Source organism: Blastococcus sp. SYSU D00813, assembly GCF_054050735.1.
Genome location: NZ_JBJGZX010000003.1, coordinates 97,245 through 115,906, shown reverse-complemented (window position 1 = coordinate 115,906; position 18,662 = coordinate 97,245). Strand labels below are relative to the sequence as shown.

Annotated in this window: 19 protein-coding genes; 14 read left to right on the top strand and 5 right to left on the bottom strand. The window is 75.7% G+C overall.

The genetic code is table 11. The annotated features are described in order from the left end of the window. Positions 1-31 precede the first annotated feature (31 nt). The 6 genes from ACI8AX_RS03145 to ACI8AX_RS03120 all read left to right on the top strand — a co-directional run bounded on the left by ACI8AX_RS03145 (position 32) and on the right by ACI8AX_RS03120 (position 5,170). Positions 32-904: an alpha/beta fold hydrolase gene (locus tag ACI8AX_RS03145; RefSeq protein WP_456548340.1), complete on the top strand. Its 873-nt coding sequence runs from the start codon at positions 32-34 to the stop codon at positions 902-904. 52 nt (positions 905-956) lie between these two features. Then, the gene (locus ACI8AX_RS03140; RefSeq protein ID WP_456548339.1) at positions 957-1,811 is read left to right on the top strand and encodes a helix-turn-helix domain-containing protein; all 855 of its coding nucleotides are present in this window, start codon (positions 957-959) and stop codon (positions 1,809-1,811) included. Further along, complete coding sequence (locus tag ACI8AX_RS03135) at positions 1,808-2,215, top strand: VOC family protein (protein WP_456548338.1); 408 nt, start codon at positions 1,808-1,810, stop codon at positions 2,213-2,215. The genes ACI8AX_RS03140 and ACI8AX_RS03135 overlap by 4 nt, the downstream gene beginning before the upstream one ends. After that, positions 2,212-2,541 (top strand): hypothetical protein, encoded by a 330-nt coding sequence (locus ACI8AX_RS03130; protein ID WP_456548337.1) that lies wholly within the window; start codon positions 2,212-2,214, stop codon positions 2,539-2,541. The genes ACI8AX_RS03135 and ACI8AX_RS03130 overlap by 4 nt, the downstream gene beginning before the upstream one ends. Before the next feature lie 26 nt (positions 2,542-2,567). Beyond that, the gene (gene pgm, locus ACI8AX_RS03125) at positions 2,568-4,214 is read left to right on the top strand and encodes a phosphoglucomutase (alpha-D-glucose-1,6-bisphosphate-dependent) (RefSeq protein WP_456548336.1); all 1,647 of its coding nucleotides are present in this window, start codon (positions 2,568-2,570) and stop codon (positions 4,212-4,214) included. 215 nt (positions 4,215-4,429) lie between these two features. Then, complete coding sequence (locus ACI8AX_RS03120; RefSeq protein ID WP_456548335.1) at positions 4,430-5,170, top strand: hypothetical protein; 741 nt, start codon at positions 4,430-4,432, stop codon at positions 5,168-5,170. A gap of 4 nt (positions 5,171-5,174) precedes the next feature. Here ACI8AX_RS03120 and ACI8AX_RS03115 read toward each other — a convergent pair whose 3' ends face one another. Next, positions 5,175-6,074, bottom strand: a complete 900-nt coding sequence (locus tag ACI8AX_RS03115; RefSeq protein ID WP_456548334.1) for a diguanylate cyclase domain-containing protein — start codon at positions 6,072-6,074, stop codon at positions 5,175-5,177. A gap of 162 nt (positions 6,075-6,236) precedes the next feature. Between ACI8AX_RS03115 and ACI8AX_RS03110 the strand changes: the two genes are divergently transcribed. Both ACI8AX_RS03110 and ACI8AX_RS03105 read left to right on the top strand, forming a co-directional pair. Further along, entirely contained in the window at positions 6,237-7,193 is a 957-nt protein-coding gene (locus ACI8AX_RS03110; RefSeq protein WP_456548333.1) for a hydroxymethylglutaryl-CoA lyase, read from the top strand. A gap of 25 nt (positions 7,194-7,218) precedes the next feature. Further along, positions 7,219-7,761 carry a flavin reductase family protein gene (locus ACI8AX_RS03105; protein WP_456548332.1) on the top strand — a complete coding sequence of 181 codons (543 nt, stop codon included), beginning with the start codon at positions 7,219-7,221 and terminating at the stop codon, positions 7,759-7,761. Between the two features lie 84 nt (positions 7,762-7,845). Here ACI8AX_RS03105 and ACI8AX_RS03100 read toward each other — a convergent pair whose 3' ends face one another. Then, positions 7,846-10,146 (bottom strand): SpoIIE family protein phosphatase, encoded by a 2,301-nt coding sequence (locus tag ACI8AX_RS03100; protein ID WP_456548331.1) that lies wholly within the window; start codon positions 10,144-10,146, stop codon positions 7,846-7,848. A gap of 181 nt (positions 10,147-10,327) precedes the next feature. Here ACI8AX_RS03100 and ACI8AX_RS03095 point away from each other — a divergent pair, with 181 nt between their 5' ends. Continuing rightward, complete coding sequence (locus tag ACI8AX_RS03095; protein WP_456548330.1) at positions 10,328-11,218, top strand: hypothetical protein; 891 nt, start codon at positions 10,328-10,330, stop codon at positions 11,216-11,218. Here ACI8AX_RS03095 and ACI8AX_RS03090 read toward each other — a convergent pair. The 3 genes from ACI8AX_RS03090 to ACI8AX_RS03080 form a co-directional block, all read right to left on the bottom strand. Further along, a complete protein-coding gene (locus tag ACI8AX_RS03090) occupies positions 11,152-11,646 on the bottom strand; it encodes a hypothetical protein (RefSeq protein ID WP_456548329.1) in 495 nt (164 codons plus the stop codon). The two genes, ACI8AX_RS03095 and ACI8AX_RS03090, sit on opposite strands and share 67 nt — an antisense overlap. Further along, complete coding sequence (locus ACI8AX_RS03085; RefSeq protein ID WP_456548328.1) at positions 11,639-12,001, bottom strand: hypothetical protein; 363 nt, start codon at positions 11,999-12,001, stop codon at positions 11,639-11,641. Before ACI8AX_RS03085 ends, ACI8AX_RS03090 begins: the two co-directional genes overlap by 8 nt. Before the next feature lie 67 nt (positions 12,002-12,068). Further along, on the bottom strand, positions 12,069-13,061 hold the full coding sequence (locus ACI8AX_RS03080) for an aldo/keto reductase (RefSeq protein WP_456548327.1): 993 nt from the start codon (positions 13,059-13,061) through the stop codon (positions 12,069-12,071). Positions 13,062-13,225: 164 nt separating this feature from the next. On the opposite strand from ACI8AX_RS03080, the gene ACI8AX_RS03075 reads away from it, so the two are divergent. The 5 genes from ACI8AX_RS03075 (at position 13,226) to ACI8AX_RS03055 (ending at position 18,610) form a co-directional block, all read left to right on the top strand. Further along, the gene (locus ACI8AX_RS03075) at positions 13,226-14,188 is read left to right on the top strand and encodes a siderophore ABC transporter substrate-binding protein (protein ID WP_456548326.1); all 963 of its coding nucleotides are present in this window, start codon (positions 13,226-13,228) and stop codon (positions 14,186-14,188) included. A gap of 10 nt (positions 14,189-14,198) precedes the next feature. Beyond that, positions 14,199-15,233, top strand: coding sequence for an ABC transporter permease (locus ACI8AX_RS03070; RefSeq protein WP_456548325.1), 1,035 nt, complete (start codon positions 14,199-14,201; stop codon positions 15,231-15,233). After that, positions 15,230-16,210, top strand: coding sequence for an iron chelate uptake ABC transporter family permease subunit (locus tag ACI8AX_RS03065; protein ID WP_456548324.1), 981 nt, complete (start codon positions 15,230-15,232; stop codon positions 16,208-16,210). Before ACI8AX_RS03070 ends, ACI8AX_RS03065 begins: the two co-directional genes overlap by 4 nt. Further along, on the top strand, positions 16,207-16,965 hold the full coding sequence (locus ACI8AX_RS03060) for an iron ABC transporter ATP-binding protein (RefSeq protein WP_456548323.1): 759 nt from the start codon (positions 16,207-16,209) through the stop codon (positions 16,963-16,965). The genes ACI8AX_RS03065 and ACI8AX_RS03060 overlap by 4 nt, the downstream gene beginning before the upstream one ends. Before the next feature lie 172 nt (positions 16,966-17,137). After that, positions 17,138-18,610: a S8 family serine peptidase gene (locus ACI8AX_RS03055; protein ID WP_456548322.1), complete on the top strand. Its 1,473-nt coding sequence runs from the start codon at positions 17,138-17,140 to the stop codon at positions 18,608-18,610. Positions 18,611-18,662: the final 52 nt, after the last annotated feature.

The window sequence follows — 18,662 nt, the reverse complement described above, 5'->3', positions numbered from 1 at the left end:
AGACGCCGACGGGATCTGGTGGAATCGCCGGGTGAGCGTCGACCCGGAGGAACGGCTGCACGCCCGCACGGTGGGCGACGCCGGCCCCCGGGTGGTGTTCGTGCACGGCCTGTTCGGCCAGGGGCGGAACTGGACGACGATCGCCAAGGGCCTGTCCGACCGGCACCGGGTGACGCTGCTCGACCTGCCCAACCACGGGCACTCGCCGTGGACCGAGCGGGTCGACTACCTCGACATGGCCGGGCTGGTGGCCGCCGAGCTCGAGGCGTACGGCGAGCCGGTGACGCTGGTCGGGCACTCGATGGGCGGCAAGGTGGCGATGCAGCTGGCGCTGCGCCGGCCGGAGCTGCTGCGGGCACTCGTCGTCGTCGACATCGCCCCGGTCGAGTACCCCGTGTCCGGTGGGCGCACCGACGACCCCGACGAGGAGGCCTCGCCCTTCGCGGCGTTCATCGCCGCGATGCAGGCCGTGGACCTCGACCGGCTGGGGACCCGGGACGAGGCCGACGCCGCGCTGCGGGAGGCGGTGCCCAGCCGGATGGTGCGCTCCTTCCTGCTGCAGTCGCTCGTCCGGGACGGCGTGGGGCCCGACGGCGGCTGGCGCTGGCGGCTCAACCTCGACCTGCTCGGCCGCGACCTCGAGGAGCTGCGCGGGTTCCCCGACCCGCCGCCGAGCGCGACCTACGACGGGCCGGTGCTCTGGGTGGCCGGCGCGAACAGCCACTACGTGCTGCCGCAGGACCGGGCGCGGATGGACGAGCTCTTCCCCCGCACCCGGCTGGTCAGGATCAAGGACGCCGGGCACTGGGTGCACTCCGAGCAGCCCGACGTCTTCCTCGAGACCCTGCGCCGGTTCCTCGACGCGGTCGAGCGACGGGAGGGCCCGGCCTCCGTCGAGGGGTGAGCCGCCCGGCCGGGGACTGGAGCGGCGCCCGCCACGCTGCCATCCTGGGGCGGTGACCAGCGAGTTCGTCGTGCACCGGCCGGCGGGACCGCTGCGCGGGCTGGTCGCCGACACCGTCGGCTACCGGCAGCAGGGCCTGGACCCGGGGGTCCACCGCGGCCTGGCCTCCCCCACGCTGACGGTGATCGTCACCCTGGACGAGCCGCTGGAGATCGCCGCCCACGCCGACCCGGCGCAGGCCCCGGGCCGGTACGACGCGATGGTCGGCGGGATGCACACCGCTCCCGCGCTGATCGCCCACCCGGGCCGGCAGGCGGGCCTGCAGCTCGGGCTCACGCCGTCCGGTTGCCGCCGGCTGCTGGGCGTGCCGGCCGGGGAGCTGGCCTCCCTGGACTGCCCGCTGGACGACGTCCTGGGTCCGGTCGCCCGGGAGCTGCTGGAGCGGGTCCGGGCGGCCGACGGCTGGGCGGCCCGGTTCGCCGCGGTCGACGAGGTGCTGGCACGGGCCGCGCGGCCACGGCCGGACCCGCCGGCCGAGGTCACCGAGGCCTGGCGGCTGACGCTGGCGTCGGGCGGGCGGCTGCGGGTGGCCGAGCTGGCCCGGCGGGTCGGCTGGTCGGAGCGGCACCTCACCGCCCGCTTCCGCGCCGAGACCGGCCTGGGGCCGAAGGAGGCGGCGCGGGTGGTCCGGTTCGACCGCGCCCGGCGCGCCCTGGCCGCCCGCGTCGCTGCCGGGGGCCCGCCGGACCTCGCCCGGCTGGCCGCCGCGGCGGGCTACGCCGACCAGCCGCACCTGACCCGCGACTGGCGCGCGTTCACCGGCCTGTCCCCGCTGCGGTGGCTCGACGCGGAGTTCGGATTCGTCCAAGACGGCGGGGCCGTGCTCGCGGCAGGGTCGGCGGCATGACGAACCCGCAGAACGCCCCGGTCCCCACCGTCTGGCCCGCCTTCCGCGCGGCCGACGCCCCCGCCCTCGTCCGCTGGCTGGTCGACGTCCTCGGCTTCGAGGAGACCCTCGTCGTCCGCGACGGCGACCTCGTGGTGCACGCCGAGCTCGCCTGGCCGCCCGGCGGCGGGATCATGCTCGGCTCCGCCCGGGACGACGGCGGCTGGGACGTGAAGCCCGGCGTCAGCGGCGCCTACCTCGTCACCGACGACGTCGAGACAGTCTGGGGGCGGGTGGAGGCCTCCGGCGCCGAGGTCCTCCGGCCCCTGCACGCCCCCGACCACGGCGGCCTGGAGTTCTCCGTCCGGGACCCCGAGGGCAACAGCTGGAGCGTCGGCAGCTACCGCGGCGCACCGAGGTCGTGACGCCCGGCGACGTCCGGGCGCTCGCCCTGGCCCTGCCCGAGGTGACCGAGGGCGACCACCACGGCCGCACCGCCTACCGGCTGGGCACGAAGGTGCTCGCCACGCAGTGGACCGACACCCAGCTCAACGTGATGGTCGACGAGTCCACCGCCCGGGCGGCCGAGGGGGGCCCGTGCGCGCTGCTGTGGTGGGGGAAGAGCCTGTACGGCGTCCGCGTCGACCTCGCGGCGGCGTCGCCGGACCTGGTGGCCGGGCTGCTCGAGGAGGCCTGGGCGCGGCGGGCCCCGGCCCGGCTGCTGCGCGAGCGGGGGCCGGGTCGCCGCTGACCCGGTCGGGGCGCGAGGATCGGCGCATGAGCGACGTCCGTGCCGGTCAGCCCGCCCAGCCCAGCGACCTGGTCGACGTCGCCTCGCTGGTCACCGCCTACTACACGCTCGAGCCCGACCCGGCCGAGCCGGCGCAGCAGGTGGCGTTCGGGACGTCGGGGCACCGCGGCTCGGCGTTCGACGCGGCCTTCAACGAGGCGCACATCCTGGCGACCACGCAGGCGATCTGCGAGTACCGCGCCGCCCAGGGGGTCCAGGGGCCGCTGTTCCTCGGCCGCGACACCCACGCGCTGAGCGAGCCGGCCTGGGCCAGCGCGCTGGAGGTGCTCGCGGCCAACGACGTGGCCGTCCTCGTCGACGCCGCCGACCGGTACACGCCCACCCCCGCGGTCAGCCACGCGATCCTGCGGGCCAACCGCGGGCGCACGACGGGCAGCGACACGGGCAGGGCCGACGGCATCGTCGTCACCCCGTCGCACAACCCGCCCCGCGACGGCGGGTTCAAGTACAACCCGCCGCACGGCGGGCCGGCCGACACCGACGTCACGAAGGCCATCGCCGACCGGGCCAACGAGCTGCTGCGCGCCGGGCTCGACGGCGTGCGCCGCATCCCGTTCGCCCGGGCCCGGGCCGCGGCGCAGTCCTACGACTTCGTCGGCACCTACGTCGACGACCTGCCGCAGGTGCTGGACCTGGACGCCGTCCGCGACGCCGGCGTCCGCATCGGCGCCGACCCGCTCGGCGGCGCGTCGGTCGACTACTGGGCGGCGATCGCCGAGCGGCACCGGCTCGACCTCACCGTGGTCAACCCGCTGGTCGACCCCACGTGGCGGTTCATGACGCTGGACTGGGACGGGAAGATCCGCATGGACTGCTCGTCGCCGTCGGCCATGGCCTCGCTCATCGGCAAGCGCGCCGACTACGCGATCGCCACGGGGAACGACGCCGACGCCGACCGGCACGGCATCGTGACCCCGGACGGCGGTCTGCTGAACCCCAACCACTTCCTCGCCGTGGCCATCTCGTACCTGTTCGCGCACCGCGAGGGCTGGGGCGCCGACGTCGCCGTCGGCAAGACGCTGGTGTCGTCGTCGCTCATCGACCGGGTGGTGGCCGGGCTCGGCCGCCGGCTGGTCGAGGTGCCGGTCGGCTTCAAGTGGTTCGTGCCCGGGCTGCTCGACGGGTCGGTCGGCTTCGGCGGGGAGGAGTCGGCCGGCGCGTCCTTCCTGCGCCGGGACGGCGGGGTGTGGACGACGGACAAGGACGGGATCCTGCTCGCGCTGCTGGCGTCGGAGATCCAGGCGGTGACCGGCCGCTCGCCGTCCCAGCTGCACGGCGAGCTGACCGCGCGCCACGGGGAGTCCGCCTACGCGCGGGTGGACGCCCCGGCGACCCGGGAGCAGAAGGCGGCGCTGGGGAAGCTGTCGCCCGACGCCGTGACCGCGACCGAGCTGGCCGGCGAGCCGATCACGGCGAAGCTGACCCGCGCGCCGGGCAACGACGCCCCGATCGGCGGGCTGAAGGTGACCACGGAGAACGCCTGGTTCGCCGCCCGCCCGTCGGGCACCGAGGACGTCTACAAGGTGTACGCGGAGTCCTTCCGCGGCCCCGACCACCTGGCGCAGGTGCAGCAGGAGGCCCGCGAGGTCGTAACCGCCGCCCTCGGCGGCTGAGCCGCGGCGGTCCGGGCCCTCCTCGCCGCTCCTCCTCCCCGTCGCGATCATGGGCGCCTTGTCGCAGACACGCACGGACACACCGCCGGGAGCGGCAACACGCCCATGATCGCCGGCGGCGAGGTCGGGGTCGGGTCCCCCGTCGTGGTGAACGGGAAGCCGACCCGGCACGGCGCGGGGACGCGGAGCGCCCATGTGCCGCAGACTCGACGGTGATGAGCGAGCACCGTCCCTCGGAGCAGTGGGGGTCCGCCTACGGCGGCGCCCCCGGGTACGGCGGCGTCCCCGGGTACGGCGGCACCCCCGGGTACGACGGCACCCCCGGGTACGACGGCGCCCCCGGGTACGGCCCTCCGCCCGGGTACGGGCCGGCGCCCGGGTACGGCACGGCGCCGGGCTGGGACGCCGGGTACGGCACGGTCCCGGGCCAGGACGCCGGGTACGGCCACGGGTACGGCGGGCAGCCGGTCCCGGCGTACGGGCAGCAGTACGGCCAGCCGTACGGGTACGGCCCGCCGCCGGCCTGGGGAGCGCCGCTCCCGTGGCCGCACGGCCCGGGGCGGCCCGGCGTCACGACGGCCGCCGCGGTGCTCGGCTTCGTCACCGCCGGCCTGACCGCCCTCGCCTCGCTCGGCTTCCTCATCGCGCTGCTGACCGGCGAGGGCGACGCCACCATGGGCGTGCTCGCGCTGGGCCTGCCCTGCGCCGCCGGCCAGGTCTACGGCTCGGTGCAGCTGCTGGCCCGCCGCTCCCCGGTGCCGCTGTTCGCCTCCTCGCTGGCCGCCGTCGGGGTGCTCCTGCTGGCCCTGGTCGTGGCCGCGACGACCCTCGACGGCGACGACGCCGTCGGCGTCGCCTTCTTCGTGCTGCTGGCAGGCGTCCTGCCCGTGCTCACCGCGGTGTTCGCCCGGCTGCCCGCGACGACGGGCTGGACGGGGAGCGCCCCGCCGGCCTGACCCGTCAGCGCGCGCGGTTCTTGTCGGCGTACATCGCGTCGTCGGCGCTGCGGACCACGCGCTCGCACGCCTCGTCCGGGTCGGCGCCGGGCTCGGCGATGCCGATCCCGATGCTCATGCCCAGCGAGATCTGCGTCCCGTCGATGTCCAGGGGCTCGGTGACCGTGGTGCGCAGCCGCTCGGCCAGCACCTCCGCCTCCGGCGGCTCGGTGTTCTCGCAGACGATGCTGAACTCGTCGCCGCCCAGCCGGGCCGCGGTGTCGCTGGCCCGCAGCACCGAGGTCAGCCGCTCGGCGAACGCCACGAGGACGGCGTCCCCCATGGGGTGGCCGTAGCGGTCGTTGACCGCCTTGAAGCCGTCGAGGTCGACGATGAGCACGCAGGTGGGCGTCCGCTCGCGGTGACCGCGCTCGAGGGCGTGCCGCAGGCGGTCGCCGAACAGGATGCGGTTGGGCAGCCCCGTGAGCGGGTCGTGCAGCGACCGGTGCACCAGCTGGGCCTCGAGCGCCTTGCGGTCGGTGATGTCCTCCACGACCAGCACCAGGTGCGTCGGCGTCCCCGGCTGCTCCGCGACCCGCGTGACGGTCACCTGCACCGGGACGCGGCTGCCGTCGCCGCGCAGCAGCCCGCCCTCGACCCGGGAGACCCGCCCGGGGGTGGCGTGCACCGCGGTGCAGGCGTCCCGGATGCCGGGCAGCTCGTCGGGGTCGGTGAGGTCGTAGAGCGAGGTGCCCCGCAGCTCGCCGGCCGACCGGCCGAGCAGCCGCTCGAGCGCCGGGTTCACCTCCAGCAGGACGCTGTCGACCCGGCAGACCGCCATCCCCAGCGGCGCGGAGCCGAACGGGTCCCAGGCGGCCACCGGCCGCTCCTCGGTCATGGCCGCGCCACCGCTCCGCTCCGCCACGGGTCCCACCCCCTCACCGGTCATCCTGGACGTCCCCCGTGACAGTCCTGGCCCAACTCCGCCTCTAGTAGTGCCCGCGCCCGTTCCACGTGGAACGTGATCTCGGCATCCGATACACCCGGGGGGAGGATGGGTGCCGGACGTCGAGCAGAGGAGACCCACGTGCTGGACCGCGACCCCTTCGACCTCGTGCTGCCCACCGCCGTGGACATCCGCGAGGTGGGCATGCGCGACGGGCTGCAGCTGGAGGCCCCGCTCCCCCTGGCCGACAAGCTCGCCATGCTGGAGGCGCTCGTGGCCACCGGGGTGCGCCGGATCGAGGCGACCTCCTTCGTCTCCCCCCGCGCCGTCCCGGCCCTGGCCGACGCCGACCAGGTGGCGGCCGAGCTCGGCCGGTGGAGCGGCGTGGCCTTCTCCGCGCTGGTCGCCAACGCCCGCGGAGCGGTGCGGGCGGTCGACGCCGGCGTCCCCGACCTCGAGTACGTCGTCTCCGCCTCCGACGGGCACAGCCGGGCCAACGCCGGACGCCCCACCGCGGAGGCGGTCGCGGCGGTCGGCGAGATCGCCGGCCTGGCGCACGGCGCCGGCGGGACCCTCGAGGTGGTCATCGCCACCGCCTGGGACTGCCCCTTCGACGGCCGCACCCCCGTCGCCCGGACCGTCGACGTCGCCCGTGCCGCCGTGACCGCCGGCGCCGACCGGCTGTGCCTGGGCGACACCATCGGCAGCACCACCCCGCTGCGGGTGGTCCAGCTGCTCGAGGCCGTCCGCCGGGTCTGCCCCGGGACGCCGGTCGGCGTGCACTTCCACGACACCCGCGGCACCGGGCAGGCCAACGCGCTGACCGCCATCCAGGCCGGCGTCACGCAGCTGGACGCCTCGGTGGGCGGGCTGGGCGGCTGCCCCTTCGCCCCGGGCGCCAGCGGCAACATCGCCACCGAGGAGCTGGTGTACATGCTCGAGGAGTCCGGCGTGCACACCGGCCTCGACCTCGATGCCGTCCTGGCCGCGGCCCGGGTCACCGAGCGGGCCGTCGGCCACGACCTCCCGAGCTCGCTGTACCGGGCCGGCGGGCGTTCGGTGCCCCGGGTCGCCGAGCAGGCGGCCGCCGGGTCGTGAGGGACCCCGTGGTGGACTGGAGGGCGTGAGTCGCCCCCTCCCCTCCCCCGACGGGCCGGGCGCGGGGGTCGACCCCCGCGTCATGCGCGACGTCATGGGGCACTTCGCCTCGGGGGTCACGGTCGTGACCGCGGCGGGTGCGGAGGGGCCGGCCGGCTTCACCTGCCAGTCCTTCAGCTCGCTGTCGCTGGACCCGCCGCTGGTGGTCATCGCCCCGGCGCGCTCCTCGCGCACCTGGCCGCGGCTGCGCGAGCTGGGCCGGTTCTGCGTCAACGTCCTCGCCGAGGACCAGCCCGGGCTGTCGGCCACCTTCGCCGGCTCCTCGGCCGACCGCTTCGCCGGCGTCGGCTGGCGGCCCAGCCGGCTGGGCCAGCCCGTCCTGGACGGCGTCGTGGCGTGGATCGACTGCGCCCTGTGGGCCGAGTACGACGGGGGTGACCACACGCTCGTCGCCGGACGGGTGCTCGACCTCGGCGCCGACCCCCGCCGCCGCCCGCTGCTGTTCCACCGCGGCGGCTACGGCCTGCTGGGCGACGGCTCGCGCGCCGACGACGCCGGCATCGCCTGACGGGGCCGTCCCCTCCGGAGCGGCCGGGCGGCGCCCGGCCCTGGAGTGGACGACGGGCCGGTGAGGGGCGAGCCCCCGGCCGGCTCAGCCCAGGCGGAGGGCGAGCAGGGCGACGTCGTCCCGCCCGTCGAGGGTGCCGGCGACCGCGGCGTCGCACAGCGCCCGGGGGTCGGCGTCGACCTCGGTGCCGGCGATCCGCTGGACCAGCTCGCTGATGCCCAGGTCCAGGTCGACGCCCGGGCGCTCGATCAGCCCGTCGGTGTAGGCCAGCAGGGTCGAGCCCGAGGGGACGTCGAGGACGGTCGTGGGCCGGTGCGCGCCGTCGTCCACCCCGACCACCAGCCCGCGGACCTCGTCGAGCACCCGCACCGCGCCGTCGGGCCCGCGCAGCAGCAGCGGCGGGTGGCCGGCGTCGGCGACGTGCACCCGCCAGGGCTGCCCCGGCGTCGCGGGCGGGACGGCGCGCACGTAGGCCAGCGTGGCCATGGACGCGACGCCGAGGCCCTGCACCAGCCGGTCGACGCGGCCGAGGACGACGCCCGGGTCGGGGTCGGGGGCGTCCCAGACGCAGGCGCGGATCAGCCCGCGCAGGTGGCCCATGGCCGCGGCGGCGGCGATGTCGTGGCCGACGACGTCCCCGATGACCAGGCCCACCGACCCGTCGGGCAGGTGCAGCAGGTCGTAGAAGTCCCCGCCGACGTCGGTGGCCGCCGAGGCGCTCACGTAGTGCGCGGCGGCGGTGACGCCGGGGATCTCCGGCAGGTCGGGCAGCAGCGACCGCTGGAGGATGTCCGCGACCGCGTGCTCCTGCTGGTAGAGCCGCACGTTGTCCATCGCCAGGGCGGCGCGCCGGGAGAGGTCCTCGGCCAGCTCGACGTCGGCCGGGGTGAACGCGCGGTCGTCGCTCGAGAGGACCAGCGCCATGGCGCCGCGGGTGCGGCGGCGGGCCACCATCGGCACGGTGAGCACCGAGTGCCCGCCGAGGGCGTCGAACGCCTCCCGCGCGGCGTCGGAGGCGAAGGCCGCCTCGATCCGTGCCCGGTCGCGGTCGACGAGCACCGGCCGGCTGCTCGCCATGCTCTGCCGGCTCGGGGAGCCGGGGGGCAGGTGCAGCGCGTGCACGGTGCTGAAGGTGCGCAGCTGCTCCTCGCGGCCGTCCCGGTGCCGGTGGGCGGTCTGCACGACGTCGCCGTGCTCGTCGACGAGGGTGAGGAAGACCCAGTCGGCCAGCAGCGGCACGCACAGCCCGGCCAGCCGGTCGAGCAGGTCGGTCATGTCGAGCGTCGCGATGAGCGTGCTGGTGGCCTCGGCCATGAGCGCCAGCCGGCTGGTCGCCTGCTCGGCCTGGGCGCGCGCCCCCTCGGCGTCGGCCCGCGCCTGCTCGGCGGTGGCCCGGGCGAGCTCGGCCTCCTGCCGGGCGGTCTGCTCGGCGGCGAAGGCCGCCTCCCGCTCCTGCTCGACGCGCACCCGCTCGGTCACGTCGGTCTGCACGCCGACGAAGCTCACCAGCTCGCCCTCGCCGTCGAAGACCGGGCTGATCGACAGCTGGTTCCAGAACGCCGTGCCGTCCTTGCGGTGGTTGAGCAGCGTCGTGGTCACCGTGCGCCGCTCGGCGAGCGCCTCGCGGATCTCCGCCACGGCGGCGGGGTCGGTCGACGGGCCCTGCAGGAACCGGCAGTTGCGCCCCACCGCCTCGCCGTACTCGTAGCCGGTGATCCGGGTGAACGAGGGGTTGACCCAGATCAGCGGGTCGTCCCCCTGGCGCGGGTCGCTGATCGTGAAGGCGATGTCGGTGGCGATGACCGCCCGCTCGCGCAGGGCCTGCAGCTGGGCCTCGGGGTCGCCGGCCTGGTCCGGGGTCTCGACCTCGAGGAAGACGACGAGCGACAGCTTGGCGTCGTCGGTGTCGGGCTGCGAGAGCGGGAACCCGGTCACCCAGAGCAGCCGGTCGTTCGTGCCGTCGTCGGACCGCGCCCGCTCCTGCTCGGTGCTCCGGCCGGGGACGAGGCGGACGGCCTCGCCGGTCACCGGCTGGCCCTGCGCGACCAGCGACAGCGGCCCGCTGGTGGAGGCCAGCGGCGCCCCGCCCAGGTCGGTCAGCCCGGCTGCGGCGCCCCAGGCGTCGACCGGCACCGGCAGGTGCACGTTGCCGGCCAGCTCCACGGCCACGGTGTTGGCGAAGGTGACGGTGCCCTGTTCGCGGTCGATGAGCAGGACGGCGACCGGTGCGTCGGCGAGCACCCCGGGGAGGGTGGTCGCGGGGGCGCCGTGCTCGGACACCGCCGCGCTGGCACTGGCCACGACGCCGGCCTGGGAGCCCGCGGCGCCGGGGCCCGCCTGCGCCACGGCCTCCGCGTGGCGGAGGTCGTTCTCGGCGGACGGCACCGGCCGATCATATGGATCGTGCACGACGGAGACCACGCGCGACCGGCTGACCTGGGCGTTGCCGCTCGTCTGAGCGGCGCACGTGTGGGCGGCGGAGCAGCGGGAACGACTCCCGGGCGGACCGCCCCGGCGGCCCGCCGCTCCGGCACCCGCCGTCCGCGCCGTCAGGGAGGACATCGCCATGGGACTGCTCGACCGCCTCTTCGGACGCTCGCGCCGGCACGACGACCGGTACGACCAGCGCCACCACGACCGCTACGACGACCGCTACGACGACCGCTACGACGACCGGGGCGGATACGACGACGGGTACCGGCAGCCCGCGCCGCCGCGCGCCGGCGGGCAGCCGCTGACCGACCAGCAGGCCGTGGAGCGCTACCGGTACCTCCTGCGCACCGCGCCGCCGGACCAGATCGAGGAGGCGCACGCCGAGGCCTTCGCCCAGCTCACGCCCGACCAGCGGCAGCAGGTGCTGGTGCAGCTGGCGGCCGCGGTCCCCTCCGGGGAGCGGCCGCGCTCGGACGACCCCCGCAGCCTGGCCCGGGCGGCCACGCGGGCAGAGCTGCGCCAGCCCGGCACGCTCGAGCGGGCCTTCGGACCCGGCGCGGGCGGCTACGGCCCCGGCTACGGCCCCGGCTACGGCCCCCAGTACGGCCCCCAGTACGGCCCCGGGTACGGCGGGGGCTACGGCCGCGGGGGCGGTTTCGGCATGGGCGGCATCGGCGCCGGCATCGGCGCGACCATGCTCGGCACGATCGGCGGCCTGGTCGTGGGCACCGCCGTGGCCGACGCCCTGTTCGACACCGGGCTCGGCGACGGGGGCCTGTTCGGCGGCGGCGACGAGGAGGCGTACGCGGAGGGCTACCAGGACGGCGCCGGCGCCGACGGTGGCGACCCCGGTGGCGACCCCGGTGGCGACCCCGGCGGCGACCCCGGCGGCGACCCCGGCGGCGACTACGCCGCGGACGGCGGGGACTACGGCGGGGGCGGCGACTTCGGCGGCGGCTACGACGGCGGCGGGGACTTCGGCGGCGGCGACTTCGGCGGGGACTTCGGCGGCGGCGACTTCTGAGCCCCCGCCTGACCGGTCCCGGCCGCGCTCCGCAGGTAGAGCAGCCCGAGCACCGGCAGCACCAGCGGCACGTAGCCGTAGCCCTGGCCGAAGCCCGACCAGACGGTCTCGTCGGGGAAGGCGGCCCGGTCGGCCAGCGACAGGACGCCCACCACCAGCACGCCGGTCAGCTCCACCGCGCAGGCGACCAGCGCCGTCCGCCGTCCGCCCCGGCCGCCGCGGGCCAGGCCGACGGTGGCGACCACGTAGACCAGGGCCGCCAGCGCCGACAGCAGGTAGGCCAGCGGCGCCTCGGAGAACCGGGTGGCCAGCTGCACCGCCGCCCGCGCGCCCGCGGCGAGGGCGAACACGCCGTAGACGGCGACGAGCACCCGCCCGAGGCCGGCGGCCGGACCGGGTGCGCCGTCGGGACGGACGGCCTCAGCCACCGCCGGCCTCCCACAGCTGCAGCAGCCGCCAGACCATGACGGCGACCGCCGCCGCCGGCACCGCGAGCACCGTGCCCGCCCAGCGGCTGGTCTCGGTGCGGGAGAACAGCACGCCCGCGACGGGCAGGAGCAGCGCGCCGGCGAGGTAGCCGAGGAAGGTCGCCGTCTCCGGCAGGTCGGCGCCGGGCAGGCGGACGGCGGCCAGCACCGCCTGGACGACCAGCAGCGCCTCCAGGACGCCGGCCAGGCCCAGGTGCACCAGGCCGGTCCGGCGCCGGGCCGCGGTGGAGGCCAGCCCGGCGAACGCGAGCAGCGCGGCCACCACGGTGACGGCGACGACGAGCGGGGTGCTCACCCGGCCGCTCCGCTCCGCACGGCCCCATCCTCCCGCCCGCGGTGAGCGCCCCCGCCGCAGGGGCCGGTCAGCGGTGCACGCTGGACATGTCCGGGTAGCGCTCCCCCGCCGTCGCCCCGCGCGGCGCCGCCTCGTCGAGCCGGCGCAGGTCGTCCCCGGTCAGCTCGACGTCGGCCGCGGCGGCGTTCTCCTCCAGGTAGGAGACCCGCTTGGTCCCCGGGATGGGGACGATCTCCGGGTTGCCGTCCCGGCCGCCCTGCGCCATGACCCACGCCAGCGCCAGCTGCGAGGCGGTGACCCCCTTCTCCTCGGCGATCTCCCGGACCCGGTCGACGAGCTCGAGGTTGCGGGTGAAGTTCTCGCCCTGGAAGCGGGGGTTGTGCCGGCGGAAGTCGTCGGGGGCCAGGTCCTCGACGCTGCGGATCTGCCCGGAGAGGAAGCCGCGGCCGATCGGCGAGTAGGCGACGAACCCGATGCCGAGCTCCGCGCAGGTGGCGAGGACGCCGTCGTCCTCCGGGTCGCGCGTCCACAGCGAGTACTCCGTCTGCACCGCCGTCACCGGCTGCACCGAGTGCGCCCGGCGGATCGTCTCGGGCGCGGCCTCGGAGATGCCGGTGAACCGCACCTTGCCGGCGTCCACCAGCTCCCGCAGGGCGCCCCAGGTGTCCTCGACCGGCACGGTCGTGTCGACGCGGTGCTGGTAGTAGAGGTCGATCACGTCGACACCGAGGCGCTGCAGCGAGGCGTCGCAGGCCCGGCGGACGTACTCGGGACGGCCGTTGATGCCGATCCGCGACCCGTCCTCGCCGCGCTCGTTGCCGAACTTGGTCGCCAGCACCACCTCGTCGCGGCGCCCGGCGATCGCCCGGCCGACCAGCCGCTCGTTCGTGAAGGGCCCGTACATGTCGGCGGTGTCGAGGAAGGTGACGCCCAGGTCCAGGGCGCGGGAGATCGTCCGCTCGGCCTCGGCCTCGTCGGCGGTCCCGTAGAACTCGCTCATCCCCATGCAGCCCAGCCCCATGGCGGGCACGGTCAGCTGACCCAGCGTGCGTGTCTGCATGGCGCGCTCCTGCCCACCGGCGGGCGACGCCAACCCGTGCCCGGACCCGGCGTGGTCAGCCGCGCGCGACACCGTTCCGGACCCCGGTATTCCGGATCAGATCCGGCTGTGGCAGGTTAGGCCCCGCTTACTTAGGCAAGGCTGACCTACTGATCTGGAGAACCATGCGCACCGCCGCCCGGCCGTTGGCTGCCCTGTCCCTGCCTCTGGCCCTCGTCCTCGGGCTCGGCGCCTGCGGGGAGGACGCCGCGGCCGACACGGCGGGCGGGGACGGTTCCGCGGGCCGGTCCGAGGTGACGGTCAGCCACGCGCAGGGCGAGACGACCGTGCCGGTCGACCCGGAGACCGTCGTCGTGTTCGACCTGGGCAGCCTCGCGACGCTCGACGACCTGGGGGTGGAGGTGACCGGGGTGCCGGAGACGGCGTACCCGGCCTCGCTGGAGCAGTACGGCGGCGACGGCTACGCCAAGGTCGGCTCCCTGTTCGAGCCGGACTACGAGGCGGTCAACGCCCTCGAGCCGGACCTGATCATCGTCGGCGGCCGGTCGGCGGCGGTCTACGCGGACCTGGCCGAGATCGCCCCGACCATCGACCTCACCGTGGACAACACCGACTTCCTCGCCTCCTTCGAGGAGCGGACGACGGCGCTGGCCGAGGTCTTCGGCGAGGAGGACGCGGTCGCCGAGCGGCTGGCCGCCATCGACCGGCGCGCTGGGGAGGTCAGGGAGGCTGCGGCCGACGCCGGCGAGGGCCTGATCGTGCTCACCACCGCCGGCGAGGTCAGCGCCTACGGCCCCGGCACCCGCTTCGGCGGCCTGATCCACGACACGCTCGGCGTCGCGGCGGCCGACACGGGTCTGAGCCAGGAGACCCACGGCGACGCGGTGTCGTTCGAGTACATCGCCGACACCGACCCCGACATCCTCTACGTCGTCGACCGCGACGCCGCCATCGGCGAGTCCGGCGAGGCCGCCGAGCAGGTCCTGGACAACGACCTCGTCGCCGGCACCACCGCCTGGCAGGAGGACGCCGTGTACTACCTGGACGGCACCGACTGGTACCTCATGCCCAACGCGCTGCCCGCGGTCGAGCGGATGCTCGAGGAGATCGCGGCCAGCGTCGAGTGACGTCCCCGGCATGACCCGCACCCCCGTCCGCCGCGGCGCCGCGCCTGCCCCCGAGGGGCCGGTGCGGCGCCGCCGCGGTGTGCAGCGGTGGCACGTCGCCGCCGCCCTGGCGCTGCTGACCGTCGCCGGCCTCGGCTCGCTGTTCGTCGGTGTCAGCGACCTGTCCCCGCTGGACCTGCTCGACGCCGACGAGGCGCAGGCCCGCGTCTTCTGGACCAGCCGGGTGCCCCGCCTGCTGGCGATCCTGCTCGCGGGCTCGGCGATGGCCGTCGCCGGGCTGGTGATGATGTCGCTGACCCGCAACCGGTTCGTCTCGCCGCAGACCGCCGGCACCACCGAGTGGGTGGGGCTGGGGCTGGTGGTGGCGACCCTCGCCTCCGGCGGCACCTCGCTGATGGGCAAGATGGTGGTGGCGAGCGTCTTCGCGCTGGTGGGCACGGGCCTGTTCGTCTGGCTGCTCCAGCGGATGGTGCTCACCGACGTCGTCGTGGTGCCGCTGGTCGGCATCCTGCTCGGCGGCGTGGTCAGCGCGGCGGCGGTCTTCCTGGCCTACCGGTTCGACCTGCTCCAGACGGTGGACGCCTGGATGAACGGCGACTTCTCCGGTGTCGTCGCCGGCCGCTACGAGCTGCTCTACCTGGTCCTCGCGGCGACCGTGGTGGCCTACCTGTACGCCGACCGCTTCACCGTGGCCGGCATGGGCGAGACCTTCGCGGTCAACCTGGGCGTGGCCTACACGCGCGTGGTCATGACCGGGCTGGCGATCGCCTCGGTCGTGACCGCGGTCGTCGTCGTGACCGTCGGCTCGATCCCGTTCCTCGGCCTCGTGGTGCCCAACATCGTCACGCTGGCGATGGGGGACGACCTGCGCCGGGTGCTGCCGGTGACGGCGCTGACCGGGGCCGCCTTCGTGCTCGTCTGCGACGTCCTGGGCCGGGTCGTCCGCTACCCGTACGAGGTGCCGGTCGGCATGATCGGCGGGGTCGTCGGCGGGGTGCTGTTCATCTGGCTGCTGCTGCGCGCCCGCAGCCGGGGCGTCTCGTGACGGCCGTCGTCCCCGCCGCCCGGCGGGCCGTCCGCCGGCGCCGCGTGCTGCTGGTCCTCGGCGTCCTGGCCGCCGTGGCCGTCGCGGTCTTCCTCACCCACGACCTGGTCGGCAACTGGGAGTACGCGCTCCGGCAGCGCAGCCGCCGGCTGGCGGCGATGGTCGTGGTCGGGGTGGCCGTCGCGGTCTCCACCGTGCTGTTCCAGACGGTCGCGAACAACCGGGTCCTGACGCCGGAGATCATGGGCTTCGACCGGCTGTTCGTGCTCGTCCAGACCCTCGGCGTCTTCCTCCTGGGCGCCTCGACCGTGACGACGGCCGACCCCCGCCTCCGCTTCGCGGTGGAGGTCGTCGTCCTCGTGGCGTTCGGCGCCGGCCTCTACCGCGTGCTGTTCGGCCGCACCGAGCGCGACGTGTACGTGCTGGTGCTGCTCGGCGTCGTGATGGGCACGCTGTTCACCAGCCTCACGCTGCTGGTCTCCCGGCTGATCGACCCCAACGAGTTCCTCACGTTGCAGGACCTGCTGTTCGCCAGCTTCACCTCCGTGGACCGGCAGCTGCTCGCGCTCTCGGCGGTCGTCGTGGTGCTCGTGGTGGCGTGGGTCCTGCGGCTGCTGCCCCGCCTGGACGTCGTGGCGCTGGGCCGCGACACCGCGGTCGGCCTGGGCGTCGACCACCGGCGGGTCGTCAACCAGGCGCTGCTGGCCGTCGCCGTCCTGGTCGCCGTCTCCACCGCGCTCGTCGGGCCGGTCACCTTCCTCGGCCTCCTGGTCGCCAACCTGGCCCGCCAGCTGCTCGGCACCCACCGCCACGCGTGGGTGCTGCCCGGCGCCGCGCTGCTGGCGGTGCTGGCGCTGGTCGGCGGGCAGCTGGTGCTCGAACAGGTCTTCGGCTTCGACTCCAGCCTCAGCATCGTCATCAACTTCGTGGGCGGGATCGTGTTCATCGCCCTCCTGATCAGAGAGCCCCGGCAGTGATCGAGATCCACGGCGTCAGCAAGTCCTACGGCGGGACGCGGGTCGTCGACGACGTGTCGCTCACCGTCCCGGCCGGCGGCATCACCTCGCTGATCGGCGCCAACGGCGCCGGCAAGTCCACGCTGCTGTCGATCGTCGCGCGGCTGCTGCCGGCCGACGCGGGCCGGGTCGTCGTCGACGGGATGGACGTGGCGACGACGCCGTCGCCGGTGCTCGCCCGGCGGCTGGCCGTCCTCCGCCAGGAGAACGCCATGCCGGTGCGCCTCACCGTGCGCGAGCTGGTGTCCTTCGGCCGGTTCCCGCACTCCGGTGGCCGGCCGACCGCCGAGGACCGCCGGCACGTCGAGCAGGCCATCGAGTACTTCGAGCTCGGCCCCCTCGCCGACCGGCACCTCGACCAGCTCTCCGGCGGCCAGCGGCAGCGCGCCCACGTGGCGATGGTGATGTGCCAGGGCACCGACTACGTGCTGCTCGACGAGCCGCTGAACAACCTCGACATGCGGCACGCCGTGCAGATGATGCGGATGCTGCGCCGGCTGGCCGACGAGCTCGGGCGCACCGTCGTGGTGGTGGTCCACGACATCAACGTGGCCTCCTGCTACTCCGACCGGATCGTGGCCATGCGCGACGGCCGGGTCCTCGCCGCCGGGCCGACCGGGGACCTCATGACCCCGGAGCTGCTCCGGGACGTGTTCGACGTCGACGTGGAGGTCCACGAGCTGGCCGGCCGGCGCATCGGCGTCCCCTGGCGCTGAGGTCCACCACGACCAGGTCACCTGGTCGTGCCGTCCGCCCTCGCGGTGGGCGGGGAGGGAGGTCAGGCGCCGTGCGGGAGGACGCCGTCGACGGCGTGGCGTGACCTGGGGCACGCCCGCTCGTTCGGACAGGGCGCACCCGATCCGCTCGCCCCAGCGCCGAGGAGAGCCCATGACCCGGTCCACCCGACGGCTGGCGGCAGGAGGGAGCCTGGCGGCACTCGTCGCCGGCGCCCTGTTCGCCGCCTCCCCCGCCCAGGCCGCCCCGGCCCCGCTCGCCCCCGTCCAGGACTTCCTCGCCGACCAGCTCGCCGGGCTGGCCGCCGCGGCGCCGACGACGGTGCTGGTGCACGGCACGGACGCGGCGGCCGCCCGGGACGCCGTCGCGGCCGCCGGCCTGCGCCCGGTCACCGAGTTCGAGCGGATCGGCGTCGTCGTCGCCCGCGGGACGGCCGCCCAGGTCGAGGCGGTCCGGGCCGAGCCGGGCGTGACCTACCTGGAGGGCAACGCCCCCATCGAGTTCGCGCAGGAGACGTCGAACACCGCCACCCGCGGCGCCGAGGCGGTCGCCACCCTCACCGGCGCGGACGGGCAGCCGCTGGACGGCCGCGGCGTCTCGGTCGCCGTCATCGACTCCGGCGTCGACCCCACGCACCCGTACCTGCGTGACCCCGACGGCTCCGGCGCGGTGGTGGCCAGCCTGAAGAGCGTGTGCCTGGTCGAGACCGTGACCACCGCGGACTGCGTCGTGCCGGTGCCGGGCGTCGTCGACACCGACACGCTCTCGGTGGGCGGGCACGGCACGCACGTCACCGGCATCGTCGCCGGCCGTGCGACCACGCTGTCCGACGGCAGCCGGCTCCAGGGCGCCGCACCCGGCGCCAGCGTCGTGTCGATCTCCACGGGCGCGGCGCTGCTCATCGTCGGGGCGGACTCGGCGCTCAACTGGGTGCTGGAGAACCACGAGGCCCCGTGCGGCGCCGGCGTCCCCGCCGACGTCTGCCCGCCGATCAGGGTCACGAACAACTCCTACGGCCCCTCGGGCGGCGGGGCGTTCGACCCGGAGTCGGCCACGGTCAAGCTCCAGCGGGCGCTGGCCGCCGAGGGCGTCGTCACCGTCTGGGCGGCCGGCAACGACGGCGGCGACGGCTCGGCCTCGCTGACCAACCCGCCGGGGCAGGACCCCACCGGCGGCATCATCTCCGTGGCCTCCTACTCCGACCTGGAGACCGGCACCCGCGACGGCGTGGTCAGCGAGTTCTCCTCCCGCGGCGCGGCGGCCGACCCGTCGACCTGGCCGGACCTCTCCGCGCCGGGTGACACCATCACGTCCTCCTGCCGGCTGTACCTGCCCGTCTGCGCGACCGGCCTGGACCCGCGCAACGGCCCCGGCCTGCTCGACGTCGGGACGTTCAACACCATCAGCGGGACGTCGATGGCCGCGCCGCACGTGGCCGGCGTCGTCGCCCAGATGTTCCAGGCCGACCCGTCCGCGACCCCGGCCGAGATCGAGGCGGCCCTGGTCGCCACGGCGCACCGCTACGCCGACGGCGCCGCGTACAGCACGGTCGGCGGGCGGACGACGTCGTTCGACAAGGGCGCCGGCCTGGTCGACGTCGTCGCGGCGGTCGCGGCCCTGCGCTGATCCCGGAGCGGCGCCACGAGCGGCGTCACGGCGTTCCACGTGGAACCGCCGT

Coding starts and splice junctions, on each gene's coding strand:
- ACI8AX_RS03080 (WP_456548327.1), bottom strand. CDS start 13,061: ATGCAGACACGCACGCTGGGTCAGCTGACCGTGCCCGCCATGGGGCTG.
- ACI8AX_RS03075 (WP_456548326.1), top strand. CDS start 13,226: ATGCGCACCGCCGCCCGGCCGTTGGCTGCCCTGTCCCTGCCTCTGGCC.
- ACI8AX_RS03070 (WP_456548325.1), top strand. CDS start 14,199: ATGACCCGCACCCCCGTCCGCCGCGGCGCCGCGCCTGCCCCCGAGGGG.
- ACI8AX_RS03120 (WP_456548335.1), top strand. CDS start 4,430: ATGAGCGAGCACCGTCCCTCGGAGCAGTGGGGGTCCGCCTACGGCGGC.
- pgm (WP_456548336.1), top strand. CDS start 2,568: ATGAGCGACGTCCGTGCCGGTCAGCCCGCCCAGCCCAGCGACCTGGTC.
- ACI8AX_RS03055 (WP_456548322.1), top strand. CDS start 17,138: ATGACCCGGTCCACCCGACGGCTGGCGGCAGGAGGGAGCCTGGCGGCA.
- ACI8AX_RS03135 (WP_456548338.1), top strand. CDS start 1,808: ATGACGAACCCGCAGAACGCCCCGGTCCCCACCGTCTGGCCCGCCTTC.
- ACI8AX_RS03095 (WP_456548330.1), top strand. CDS start 10,328: ATGGGACTGCTCGACCGCCTCTTCGGACGCTCGCGCCGGCACGACGAC.